At 66.0% G+C, this 12,225-nt stretch carries 9 protein-coding genes; 5 read left to right on the top strand and 4 right to left on the bottom strand.

Annotated elements, in window-relative coordinates:
* Positions 1-38: 38 nt before the first annotated feature.
* The 3 genes from VE25_RS10085 to VE25_RS21815 all read right to left on the bottom strand — a co-directional run bounded on the left by VE25_RS10085 (position 39) and on the right by VE25_RS21815 (position 2,784).
* Positions 39-1,427: a GNAT family N-acetyltransferase gene (locus VE25_RS10085; protein WP_052731871.1), complete on the bottom strand. Its 1,389-nt coding sequence runs from the start codon at positions 1,425-1,427 to the stop codon at positions 39-41.
* Positions 1,428-1,520: 93 nt separating this feature from the next.
* Positions 1,521-2,003, bottom strand: coding sequence for a hypothetical protein (locus tag VE25_RS10080; RefSeq protein WP_046108481.1), 483 nt, complete (start codon positions 2,001-2,003; stop codon positions 1,521-1,523).
* A 4-nt stretch (positions 2,004-2,007) separates the two neighbouring features.
* The gene (locus VE25_RS21815; RefSeq protein ID WP_052731870.1) at positions 2,008-2,784 is read right to left on the bottom strand and encodes a helix-turn-helix transcriptional regulator; all 777 of its coding nucleotides are present in this window, start codon (positions 2,782-2,784) and stop codon (positions 2,008-2,010) included.
* A 553-nt stretch (positions 2,785-3,337) separates the two neighbouring features.
* On the opposite strand from VE25_RS21815, the gene VE25_RS23160 reads away from it, so the two are divergent.
* The 5 genes from VE25_RS23160 (at position 3,338) to VE25_RS10050 (ending at position 10,722) form a co-directional block, all read left to right on the top strand.
* Complete coding sequence (locus tag VE25_RS23160; RefSeq protein ID WP_052731869.1) at positions 3,338-4,270, top strand: hypothetical protein; 933 nt, start codon at positions 3,338-3,340, stop codon at positions 4,268-4,270.
* A gap of 121 nt (positions 4,271-4,391) precedes the next feature.
* Entirely contained in the window at positions 4,392-6,344 is a 1,953-nt protein-coding gene (locus VE25_RS10065; RefSeq protein WP_052731868.1) for a hypothetical protein, read from the top strand.
* A gap of 14 nt (positions 6,345-6,358) precedes the next feature.
* Positions 6,359-8,548 (top strand): type I secretion system permease/ATPase, encoded by a 2,190-nt coding sequence (locus VE25_RS10060; protein WP_083988852.1) that lies wholly within the window; start codon positions 6,359-6,361, stop codon positions 8,546-8,548.
* Positions 8,541-9,875, top strand: a complete 1,335-nt coding sequence (locus VE25_RS10055) for an HlyD family type I secretion periplasmic adaptor subunit (protein WP_046108480.1) — start codon at positions 8,541-8,543, stop codon at positions 9,873-9,875. Before VE25_RS10060 ends, VE25_RS10055 begins: the two co-directional genes overlap by 8 nt.
* A 64-nt stretch (positions 9,876-9,939) precedes the next feature.
* Complete coding sequence (locus tag VE25_RS10050; RefSeq protein ID WP_046108479.1) at positions 9,940-10,722, top strand: SDR family oxidoreductase; 783 nt, start codon at positions 9,940-9,942, stop codon at positions 10,720-10,722.
* 301 nt (positions 10,723-11,023) lie between these two features.
* On the opposite strand, the gene VE25_RS10045 is transcribed toward VE25_RS10050, so the two are convergent.
* A complete protein-coding gene (locus VE25_RS10045; protein WP_046108478.1) occupies positions 11,024-12,223 on the bottom strand; it encodes a mandelate racemase/muconate lactonizing enzyme family protein in 1,200 nt (399 codons plus the stop codon).
* Positions 12,224-12,225: the final 2 nt, after the last annotated feature.

Below are 12,225 nucleotides of genomic sequence, written 5' to 3'. Positions count from 1 at the left end.
GCGAAGGAGCCGCCGATTCCGATAGAGCCTGACGTGCCCTAGTTGATCGTCATGTTGAACGCAGCGCGCCGGACCGCCGCACGGGCCTCGTCGGCATAGCCGAGTTGATCGAGGCATTCGGCCATGCGTTCCCAGACCTTGGTCGAGCGCGGGTTGACCGCAAGGAGACGCCGGTAGAGCCGGCCGGCCTTGCCGTAGTCGCCGCGCGTCTCGAGCAGCTGGGCATAGCGGTAGATGGCGTGCAAATTGTCGGGTTCGAGCTCCAGCACCTGGATATAGGCGGCCTCGGCTTCGGCAAATCTTCCCTTGCGGTGCATCTGCGTTGCTCCTTCGATGACGAGGGGGAGCGAGCGCCTGTCGAGGCACCCGCCGAGATTGCGGCCCGAGCGCGTTGTCACCCGCAGACATTGCAGGTTGAGCGGCTCGCTGCCGAAGAGCCATTTGTACGGCTCGTTGCCACGCATGAAGTCGTAGGCGATGCACCCTTCGCCGATGAGCTGACGGATAGACCAGGCATGGAGCAGGAGACCGGGAGCGGGACCCTCGAAGCTTTCGTCCCGTCCGGTCATGTAGAAATGCGCCGCCTTCTTCTGCCGGTCGAGAAAGGTCGCAAGGACCGCGACCACCTGACCGTTGCGCCTGAGGACAGGCATGAAGAGATCGCCGGCGCCCCACACCTGGCGCACCAGCGAGCGGCTGGCGTTGAGCAGCGAGTCGATGCGGGCGGCGCCCTTGCGCTCGACCCACTTGTCCGCCCACAGACGCCCGAGCGCGGCGAGGTCCTCCTCGAACGTTCCGGGCGTCGAAAGTCCGACGGTCAGTTCCGGATCCGCCTCGAGCGCGCGCAGCAGCCGGCGCAGCTTCTGGCGCATGTTGGCGCTGAGCGTTGCAAGGTAATCCTCGAAGCTTTCGGGCAGCCGCACCCAGGGGCAGACGAGGTTGTCGACGTTGTCGCGCAGGTTGACCCGCTGCTCACGGCCGACCGCGAACGTCGCCCTGGGGAAATGCGCCGCCAGATGCTGATAGCGGGGATCGTCGGCCGGCACGTAGTCGAGGACGACTGACTGCCAATGCATCTGCTTGAGGCGCGCGGCGAAGGCCGTCACCGCGTCCCGCTCGACAGCCGGCTCGCAGATCATGCCCGTATAGTCGGCGCCGTAGTTGCCGGCCATGTAGACGATGTTGACATAGGTGCCGTCGCGCTGCCGGACGGCGCTGACGCGCAGCGGAAAGAACGCGCGGCAGGGTCCGCCGCCCTTGTCGCGCGCGGCAAGGACGAGCCAGGCGCCCCTGATCGTCGCCAGCCAGCCGGAAAGGAACGGATGCGAGAGGAAATAGCGCGCACGCGCGTCGGCTCCGTAGACACGGTTCCAGTCGTCCGCCAGAGCGGCGAAATCCTCGATCCTGTCGATCACCTCGACGCGCATACCCGTTGTCCCCCCTGCCCGTCATACTAGCGTCACGCATGGAATTGGGAATCGGCAGATCGGATTAGCTCTTGATGATGAGAGGACGTCCCCTCACGCTTTGATGCCGTGCGCGTTGAGGAAGCCCCAGATGTCCCTGTTGACCGCGGTGACGGCCGATATCGTGGCGTTGATGCGTTCCATTTCGGCTTCGTCGAGCACCTCGATCTTGCCGTAGCGGATATCGTCGCTGACGTCCGAGATGCGCATGAGCTGGGTGAAGGCGCGCTCGCCCGTCTCGTCGAAGGAATAGATGCAGTGGTTGTACTTGTTGCGCAGCTTTCCCTCGCGCCCGAGCCGCTTGGCGAAAGCCTCGATCTGGGCGCGGTCGGCCGGATCGGTGCCCGGCAGCTTCGCCAGGCGCTCGATGAGGTCGAGCCGCGCCCGCGTGGTGTTGAGCGTCAGGAACACTACGATCGCCGCTTCCTTGGACGTGCCCATAAGGTGGCTGATCAGGTAGATGAACAGGCTCTCCGTGTTCGTCCACACATAGTTCAGCCGCCCGACCAGCAGCAGGATCTCCTGCATCGCGGGCATCCCGTCACCAGACCGGGTCGGAGACGCTCCCCGGCCCCGGCACGAGGCCACCGCCCGATCGTGCGGCCAGGGTGCCCAGATATGCGCTCGCCGCCTGAGTGCGGTTATGGACCCGCAGCTTCCGGATGACGTTGCGCACATGGATCTTGACCGTGTGCTCGGAAAGACAGAGGCGCGCAGCTATGATCTTGTTCTGGTATCCTTTCGACATGTAGTCGAGGACCTGGTGCTCGCGTGGCGTCAAGACATCGGCGCTGCCGGAGTGTCCGGCGGGGCGGACATCGAAAGCGTGCACCGCGGATGTCTCGACATCCTCCGGGCGGCGGAACCTCTGGTTGAGGACCGAAGCCGGGAAATACTCTTCGCCGCTGAGCAGCAGGCGGATCGCTGCATTCCAGATGGCGATGGGCTGGGCGAGGCTGAGCACGCCCTGGACCATGCGCTGCATCACGATCTCCTCGATGGTGCGCAGGTCCCGCTCCAGCTGGCCGAGCACCAGCGTCACCGGCACGTGGGCGAACCGCGAGCGTATGCCTGCAAGCATCGGCACCGGATCGCGCAGCGCGCTCGCCTGCACCAGCACCAGGGCAAGAGGCGGGCTATCCCCCACCAGCGATTGCCGGACCTCCGTGGTATACCCAGGCAGCTCCTTCTTGATGATCTCGGCTAGTCCTTCAAATATTGCACCCGGCTCTGCAATGAAGAGTATATGCGAGCGCACGCTCTCATACTGCAGTCCCCGGGTGGCGAGTTCGACGTCTTGGGGCTTAGCGTCGTCCATTTCGCCCTCCCTCCAGTTTCCATGTTCATCCCTTGACCCTGATTTTCGCAGTTAAGAAGAAGCGCAGACTAGCTCGTTAATGGTTCATTTGCCTTGATAGGCGTCATGCGCGGAGAGCTAGCTCGCGCGATTTTCGCCGTTGCGCGCTCGTTTGCGCCGGAGATCCGGGCAAAGCGAAAGGAAACGCGCCGCAAAGAACGAAATGGCGCAAGCCAGTTGGATTAGATCGCTCGCCCGGCGCGTTCGCCGCCGGCCTAGCTCCAACTGGCAGCTTACCTCGGACACGTCCATGGGGCACGCTCCGATTGTCCCGGGTGGGCCTCGGGACGGCGCTGATCCCCTTTGGACCCGCGCCGAAGTCGCGGCGGAAATATGGCCGCCCCGCCTTCCATAGCCCCCGACAATGCCGGTTCGACGTTGCCCGCCCGGAGCCCTGCGCTCCGGGGACGGACGGTTGTGCCCCGACATTGCCGGTAACCGCGGCACGGCACATGCCCCCTTTTGAGATGAGTGGGGGGTAGCCTGGCCGCAGCACCTTTCGGAGACCCCGAACATGTCGCGCAGCAGGAACAACCACCACAACTACTTCGATCCGACCCAGGATCAGGAACAGGCTCAGGCCCAGGCCGAACTGCAGGCCCAGCTCCAGGCCCAGGCCGAACTGCAGGCCCAGCTTCAGGACCAGGATCAAAAGCAGGACCAGGATCAGGACCAGAAGCAGGACCAGGGTCAGGATCAGGACCAGAAGCAGGATCAGGACCAGTACCAGTCCTCGACCAGCGAGAACACCAACGAGAATGCCAACGGCAATCTCAATGGCAACCTCAACGGGAACCTGAACGACAACGTCAACTACAACGAGAACGTCAACTACTCCGAGACCGATGTCGATGTGGACGTGAAGGTCGACCTCGATCTCGGCATCGACGATCTCCATATGCCCGACGACAACGACTTCGCCGACCTCGACATGAAGGACGTCAAGTTCGACAACATCCTCATGACCCAGAGCGGCACCATCGACTTCGATCCGGGTGACGACATCAGCTTCGAGGACGTCTTCAACGACGCCTTCGGCTCGGGCAACAACAACTCCGCCTTCGCCGTCAACCAGGTCGCCGACCTGACCGACAATGACGATCTCAGCACGATCGGCATGGACAACAGCGGCACCTACGACATGAAGTGGGAAGCCGATGGCGGCGAAGCCGACGCCGGCGACGGCATCGGCGGCGGTGGCGGCTCGGGCGGTTACGGTGGACACCACCGCGGCGGCAACGACGATCCGTCCGGCGGCTGGAACATCGATGCGGGCGACGATATCGCCGCGTCCGCTGCGGCGAGCGCCGCGGCTTCGGTCACCTCGACTGCCTTCACGCAGGAGATCGTGGTCGGCGCCAACCTCCAGCAGAATGCGGTCGACGTCAGCATCGTTGGTGGCAACAACAACTATACCAGCGCTGGCGGCGACGACTCCGAGGCCTGACCTCCCCGCGGGATCAACCCGCATCACGCCTGGAAAAGGGCCTGCGCGCTCAAGCGCGCAGGCCTGACGTGAAGGCACCGGCGGCGATCAGCCGCCGCTCTGCCTGGAGGAGGTCACGGTCATGTTCATCTATTGCGAACGCGCAGAAGACATCATCGCCCATTTCATCGGCCAGTTCGAGCTCCGCCTCGACGAGGAACGCATGCGCCTCGACTATGCCGAGTTCTCCTATCGCGCCCGCGCCCACGAAATGGCCGAACCGCCCCCCACCCTGCCGGCTGACGCCGCTCAGCTCCACCGGGTCAAGTATTACGAGCCCGGCGTCGAGCATGCGCCGCAGTTCTGGCACCCGAGCGGCGAAGCCCCCTTCGGATACCCGCCGCTGACGCGTCCGGAGGCGGACGCGCCGCGCCTCGAGGCCGAGCGCGAGCTGCCGGCCGATCGCTTCGACATCCACCCTTCCGCCGACTTCGACTGGGGCCAGCAGATCGGGGTGTCCGAGACTCCCGTGTTCATACCGGCGCCCGGCCAGGTCATCTTCGTCGTCAACCAGCAGATCAGCCTTCAGGACAACGACGTCGTCAACCTCGGCGGCGGTCCCGACCCCGTGCTCGATCCCATGCTCGAGGTGCGCCTCGCCGACCTCGTCCTCGACGCGCACTCCGTCGCGCCCGGACTGACCGATACGCCGATGCCGACGAGCATCGAAGCGCTGCCCCAGTTCGTCGCCGACATGTCGCAGGAGATCGGAACGCTCGCCGAGGACGACGAGCACGTGGTCGCGAGCGGCGAGACGCTCGACGGCACCTGGGTCAACGGCGCTGCGGCAGATGCCGCTCCGAACCTCAAGGACGCGCTGCCGGCCAAGTTCAAGCCCGAGGAGCCGGCCGAGGAGCCGCCGGAAGCGGCGAGCGCCCATGAGACGAGCGACGGACCGGAGCCGGCCCTGACGCTCGAGGCGGGCGGAAACCTCCTCAACAACTCCGCCGTGCTGACCAACGCCGGCCTGACGGGCGGCGTCGTCGCCGTCAATGGCGACGTGCACCGGATCGACGCGATCGTCCAGGTCAATGCCCTCAGCGACAACGACAACGGGCTTGGACCGGGCGGGACCTCGAAAGCCTACAACGTCGCCACCTTCGCAACGACGCTTCCCGAACCGCCCGAGGGCGCCGCGATCGACACCACGATCACCCCGCAGGGCTGGCAGATCAGCGTCGTCGAGGGCGACGTGGTTTTCCTCAAATGGACCTCGCAGGTCACCTTCGCCTACGACAACGACCTGCACGTGCTGACCGCGACGGGCGCCGACAGCACGATCACCACTGGCGGCAACATCGACCAGAACATCGTCACCTTCTCGGACCTCGGCAACTATTACGACGTCATCCTCGTCGAGGGCGACTTCTACGACGTCAACATGATCAGCCAGGTGAACGTGCTGCTCGACGACGATACCGGCTGGGGGACAGATGCGGCCAGCAGCAGCGGCAACCTGCTCTACAACCAGGCGACCATCGTCAATGTCGGTTCGCAGAACTGGCTCGAGGGCATGCCGGACCATTATCGCGACGCCATGGACGGGCTCGACCACGGACGCTTCAGCATGCCCGAGGGCTTTGGCGGCGACACGACCTATGCCGGCCACGAAGGCCTGCGGGTGCTCTACGTCAAGGGCGACGTCTACGACCTCAACTACATCAAGCAGATGAACGTTCTCGGCGACGCCGACCAGGTGAGCCTGGCCGAGGCGGCGATGCTCGACCCCGACGCGACGAGCGACTGGGACATCTCGACGGGCTCCAACGCGCTCGTCAACACCGCCGCGATCCTCGACGTCGACGTGATGGGCGACACGGCCTACGTCGGGGGCGAGGAATACTCGGACGCCATCCTCATCCAGGCCGACATCCTAAACGCCGGCCCCGAGGACAACGATCCCGACGAGCTCGTCGCCGAAGTCGTCGCCTTCCTCGACAGCGACGATTGCGGACCCCCGACAGATGACGATATCGGCGCGCCCCTCGCGGACAGCGGCGCGCCGCTCGATGCCATGCAGTCCATGTTGGCCTGAGCCGGGAGAGCCAGATGCGTAACATCGATCCCGACACCAACGAGACGCAGGGCCTTCCGCCCGCCCCGGCTCCGCCCACCGGCGAGCGCCCCGACGCGCTGATGGCGCAGGTCGAGGCCGCCGCCACGACTCTCACCCGCTTAGCGGGCGAGATGGACGGAGCGATCGGGCCGCGCTCCGGCGAGGGGGCAAAACCGGCCCCTGCAGCCCCCTCGCCGGCCGCGACGAACGACAATCACGCCGATGCCAGGACCACGGCTACCCCCGAAAGCAAGGGCGAAGCGCCATTGCCGGGCACCGGGGATTTCCCGCGCACCACACGCGCGCTGCCGCCCACCATCGACCTCGACCGCGGGCCGCTGCGCACGAGGCCGGAAGAACCGGGCGGCGGCGGTCCCACCGGCCCGCGCGACCCCGGCCGTGGCGGCGGAGGCGGCAACGGCAGCAATTTCCACCGGCGCATGCACCCGGTCAGCTTCGCCCAGAGCTACCACAACGCCATCGCCGCCGTGCGGCGCAACCTCGCGCTGGTGCTGCTCTTTACCGTCTTCGTCAACGTGCTGGTGCTGGCGATCCCGATCTATCTCTTCCAGATGTCGGACCGGGTGCTGACCAGCCGCTCGCTCGACACGCTGGTGATGCTGACTCTCTTCGTCATGGGCGCGATCGTCATCCAGGTGCTGCTCGACTCGACGCGCCGCGTGGTGCTGATGCGCACCGCCGTCGAAGCCGAGGTGCAGCTCGGTGCCCCGGTGCTGAGCGCTGCGGCGCGCGCCTCGCTCGCGAGCAACGGGCGCGAGTACCAGACGCTGGGCGACCTGCAGCAGCTGCGTTCGTTCCTGACGTCGGGCACGCTGCTGGCCTTCCTCGATGCCCCGCTCGCCCCGCTCTTCATCCTCGTCGTCTATCTCATCCACCCGCAACTGGGGCTGATCATCATCGTCTCCTCGCTGATCCTGCTCGTCATCGCCAGCCTCAACCAGAAGGCGACGGCCAAGCCCTTCGGCGACGCGAACGCCTATCTCAGCCGCGCCAATTCGCACCTCGAATCCATGTCGCGCAACGCCCAGATCATCAACGCGCTCGCCATGATCCCCGAGGCGGTGCGTATCTGGGGCAAGGACACGGCGGGCTCCCTGACCTCGCAGGTGAAGGCCCAGGACCGCAACATCGTCTTTGCCGGATTTTCCAAGCTGACGCGCCTGACGACGCAGGTCGCCATGCTCGGCTGGGGTGCCAAGCTCGCCCTCGACGGGCACCTGACCGGCGGCATGGTCATCGCCGCCTCGATCATTTCGAGCCGCGCGCTCGCACCGATCGAAGGGGCGATCGAGGGCTGGTACCAGGTGGTGCAGGCAAGAAGCGCGCTCAGCCGCATCAAGGCGCTGCTCCAGGGCTCGCCATTGAACTTCGCCCGCCTGCAGCTGCCCAGCCCGCAGGGCAAGCTCGACGTCGAGCGCATTCTCTTCGTGCCGCCGCCGAGCAAGCGCGTCATCCTCAACGGCATCTCGTTCTCGCTGCAGCCGGGCGAGTCTATGGCCATCATCGGCAATTCGGGGGCCGGCAAGACGACGCTGGGCAAGATGCTGGTCGGTTCGATCCTGCCGACATCGGGCAACGTGCGGCTTGACCTCATGGACCTGCGCAACTGGGACCAGCGCCAGTTCGGCGAAAGCATCGGCTACCTGCCGCAGGACGTGCAGCTCTTTCCCGGCTCGATCAAGGCCAATATCGGGCGCATGCGCGAGGATGCGACCGACGAGGCGATCTTCCGGGCGGCGGTGCTGGCGGACGTCCACGAATTGATCTCGACCTTGCCGCAGGGTTACGAGACGTTCGTTGCCGCCGACGGCGCGCCGCTCTCGGGCGGGCAGAAGCAGCGCGTGGCGCTGGCCCGCGCCTTCTTCGGCGATCCCAAGCTCGTGCTGCTCGACGAGCCGAACTCCAACCTCGACAGCCAAGGGGAGGCGGCGCTGGCGCGCGCCCTCAAGCAAGCCAAGGAGAACGGCATCACGGTGGTGACCATCACGCAGCGGCCCGCGCTTCTCAACTGCGTCGACAAGATCATGGTCCTCAACAACGGCAGCGTCTCGCTCTTCGGCAGCCGCAACGAGGTGATGCGCAACCTCGCCCAGCGCAAGGCCGGCAACGACCTCAACCGCCCGGCGCCACCGGCGCCCTATGACGGGGACGGCAATGACTGACATCGATGCGGGTTCATTGAGCTGGTACAAGGACGTGCCGCGCGGCATCGGCCGGCAGGTCGTCTTCGGGCTCGCCATCATCGGCCTCGCCTTCGGCGGCTTCGGGGTGTGGGCCTCGACCGCGCCGCTCGCCGCCGCGGTCATCTCCTCCGGTTCGTTCGTCGCCACCGGCGAGAACAAGATCGTCCAGCACCTCGAAGGCGGCATCATCAAGGATCTCGACGTGCGCGAGGGCGAGCAGGTCCGGGCGGGCCAGGTGCTGGTGACGCTCGACGAGACGGCGGCGCTTTCCAACGAGCAGCAGCTGAAGCTGCGGCTGGCGCGCCTCGAAGCGATCAAGGCGCGGCTGGTGGCGCAGGCGTCCGGCGCCGAGCGCTATACCGCCCCGGCGACAGTCCTCGATGCAGGCTTTGCCATCAGCATCGCCGAAATCCGCGAGAGCCAGCGCGCGCATTTCGAGGCCTGGCGCGACAAGCTCATCAACGAGCTGCAACTCTTCGAGCGCAACATCGCCGCCCTCGAGTTCCGCCGCGGCGGCGAGGTCGCCCGGCTCGACTCGATGAACGCCCAGCGCGAACTGCTGGTCTCCGAGATGACCTCCAAGGCGACCCTGCTCGACAAGGGGCTGGTGACGCGCTCCGAGCTCTTCGATATCCAGCGCGCCGTCGCCGACGCCGACGGCGACATCGCCCGGCTCGAGGCCGAGATCCAGGAGATCGATACGCAGATCCTCAAATACCAGGGCGAGCTGATCGCCGCGCGCGACGCGGCGCGGCAGGCTTCGCTCCAGGAGATGCAGTCGGTCGAGATCGAGCTCGACGCCGTGCGCGAGCAGATCCGCAGCGCGCGCAGCGTCCTGGCGCGCACCGAAATCGTCTCGCCGGTCAACGGAACCGTGGTGCGCCTCTATTACCACACCACCGGGGGCGTGGTGGAAAGCGGCAAGCCCATCCTCGAAATCCTGCCGAGCGGCGTGCCGCTCATCATCGAGGCGCCGATCCTGCGCAACCAGATCGACGACGTGAAGCAGGGCCAGGAGGCGACCGTGCGGCTGGTTGCGCTCAACCAGCGCACCACTCCGGTGCTGACCGGCGAGGTCTACTACGTCTCGGCCGACGCCATTCCCGATGCCGGCAGCAAGGACGACCGCGAGGTCTATCTCGCCCGCGTCAGCATTCCGACCGAGGAGATCGCCCGCATCCCCGGCTTCAGTCCGACGCCGGGCATGCCCGCCGAGATCATGATCCAAACGCGTGAGCGCACGTTTTTCGAGTACCTGATCAAGCCCGTCGTCGACAGCATGAGCCGCGCCTTCCGCGAGAACTGAACGGGCTGGCGTTTGCCGGCCCTGCCGCCATAATGCCTCCCGTTCTGACACGAGGGAGGTGCGGATGGAGTTCGAAGGCAAGGCGGCGCTGGTGACGGGTTCGGGTTCGGGTATCGGCAAAGCGACGGCGCTGCGGCTGGCGCGGGACGGCGCCCATGTCGTCGTCCTCAGCCGCACCGCCCGCGAGATCGAAGCGACGGCCGACGAGATCGCCGCCGCCGGCGGCAAGGCGATACCGATCACCGCCGACATCTCCGACGAGGCGGCCATGCGCGACGGGCTCGGCCGGGCGATGGACAAGCTCGGCCGGCTCGACATCGTCGTCGCCAACGCCGGCATCAACGGCGTCTGGGCGCCCATCGACGAGATGACGAGCGAGGAGTGGGACGCCACCATGTCGATCAACCTGCGCGGCACCTACCTGACGCTGCACCTCACCGTGCCGCACCTCAAGCGCGCCGGCGGCGGCTCGATCGCCATCGTCTCCTCGATCAACGGCTCGCGCACCTTCACCACCGCCGGCGCCACCGCCTATTCGGCAACGAAAGCCGCGCAGGTGGCGATGGCCCAGCAGCTGGCGCTCGAGCTCGCCCGCCACCGCATCCGCGTCAACGCGGTGCTGCCGGGCTCGATCGTGACCTCGATCGGAGAGAATACGGTGAAGCGCAACACGGAGTCGGTGCGCATACCCGTCGAGTGGCCGGAGGGCGATATCCCGATCACCGGCGGCAAGCCCGGCGAGAGCGAGGACGTGGCGGACGTGATCGCGTTCTTGGCGTCAGACGCGGCGCGGCATGTGACGGGGGTGCCGGTCTATGTGGATGGGGGGCAGTCGTTGCTGAGGTGATCGAGCCCCCGGCTGTCATCCCGGCGAACGCCGGGATCCAGTAAACGGCGCAGATGCGACTCTTGGGCGATATCATCCTCACCGGTCATCCCCGCGAAAGCGGGGACCTCCGTTTGCGGTGCGGAGGAAACAGAGGTTCCCGCTTTCGCGGGAATGACCCGGTGGTGTTGAGAGCCTGGTGCAGACTTTCAGGCCGGTATGTACTGGATCCCGGCTTTCGCCGGGATGACAGCCGGTGGATGTGGATGGCGCGGTGCCGCAGAAAGAACGTGGCGGGCCCCGCGTGTTACCCACCACACCATCAGTCGAAGAAGTTCGTGTCCTCCTCGAGCAAATATTTCCGCGCCCCCTCGGGATCGATGTCGAGCCCGAGGCCCGGCGCTTCCAGCAGATCGATGTGGCTGTCCCTGACGATCTGCTTCGGCAACCCGATGACGATCTCCTCCCACCACGGGTCGGAGGCGCTGGGGTATTCGAAGGCGATGTAGTTGGCCGGGAGCGTGGCGCAGACGTTAATGAGCGCGCCGAGGCCGAGGAGACCGTTGGCGGTGCCGTGCGGGGCCATCATGATCGAGTGCATGTAGGCGTGCTCGGCCACCCATTTGAGCTCGGCGATGCCGCCGATATCGGCCGGGTCCGGGCCGATGACCCGCACCGCCTGCGTCTCGATCAACTCCTTGAAGTTGTGCCGCAGGTAAATCTGCTCGCCGGTGTGGATCGGCGTCGAGGTCGAGACGGTGAGTTCCCGGTAGGCCTGCGGGTTGACCCAGGGCACGTAGTCGCCGGTCAGCATGTCCTCGAGCCACATGAGGTTGTACGTCTCGACGGCCTGGGCGAAGCGGATGGCGTCGGGCAGGAACCAGCCGGGGCCGCAGTCGAGGGCGAGCGAGACCTTGTCGCCGAGGACCTCTTTCATGGCGATCACGCACTCGAGCATATGGTTGAAGCCGCGCTCGCTGATCTGGCCCTGGTCCATGGCGCCATGGTAGCCGGACTTTATCTGCCGCACGCCATAGTGGAAGTCCTCCACGGTGTCCTTCATGTTCGAGTGGAAGCTGATGCCCTGCTTGACCATGAAGAAGTTCTCGGGCCGCTCCATCATCCACTTGACGTCGGCGGCATAATCCTCCGGCCTGTCGCCGGTGCGCTTGCGGCGGATCGAGCCGTTGTAGACGCGCACCTTGTCGCGGACCTTGCCGCCGAGGAGCTTGTAGACCGGCACGCCCGCCGCCTTGCCGGCGATGTCCCAGAGCGCGTGCTCGATGGCGCTGACCGCCGCGCCATAGGGCTTGAAGGAGCCGCGCTGGCGGATCTTGAGCATGCAGCGCTCGACATCCGTCGGGTCCTCCCCGATCAGCGCCTCGCGGAAATGCAGCACCCACGGCTTGAGGTAGGTCTTGGTGAACTCCACTTCACCCAGACCATAGAGCCCCTCGTCGGTGACGATGCGCACGATGGGGTGCCGCCCGATGACGGCGCAACGCAGGTCGGTGATTTTCATTT

This window comes from Devosia geojensis, assembly GCF_000969415.1.
Taxonomy (GTDB): Bacteria; Pseudomonadota; Alphaproteobacteria; order Rhizobiales; family Devosiaceae; genus Devosia; species Devosia geojensis.
The sequence above is the reverse complement of the archived record's forward strand: the minus strand, read 5'-3'. Positions and strand labels throughout refer to the sequence as shown.

Coding starts and splice junctions, on each gene's coding strand:
- VE25_RS10085 (WP_052731871.1), bottom strand. CDS start 1,427: ATGCGCGTCGAGGTGATCGACAGGATCGAGGATTTCGCCGCTCTGGCG.
- VE25_RS10080 (WP_046108481.1), bottom strand. CDS start 2,003: ATGCCCGCGATGCAGGAGATCCTGCTGCTGGTCGGGCGGCTGAACTAT.
- VE25_RS21815 (WP_052731870.1), bottom strand. CDS start 2,784: ATGGACGACGCTAAGCCCCAAGACGTCGAACTCGCCACCCGGGGACTG.
- VE25_RS23160 (WP_052731869.1), top strand. CDS start 3,338: ATGTCGCGCAGCAGGAACAACCACCACAACTACTTCGATCCGACCCAG.
- VE25_RS10065 (WP_052731868.1), top strand. CDS start 4,392: ATGTTCATCTATTGCGAACGCGCAGAAGACATCATCGCCCATTTCATC.
- VE25_RS10060 (WP_083988852.1), top strand. CDS start 6,359: ATGCGTAACATCGATCCCGACACCAACGAGACGCAGGGCCTTCCGCCC.
- VE25_RS10055 (WP_046108480.1), top strand. CDS start 8,541: ATGACTGACATCGATGCGGGTTCATTGAGCTGGTACAAGGACGTGCCG.
- VE25_RS10050 (WP_046108479.1), top strand. CDS start 9,940: ATGGAGTTCGAAGGCAAGGCGGCGCTGGTGACGGGTTCGGGTTCGGGT.
- VE25_RS10045 (WP_046108478.1), bottom strand. CDS start 12,223: ATGAAAATCACCGACCTGCGTTGCGCCGTCATCGGGCGGCACCCCATC.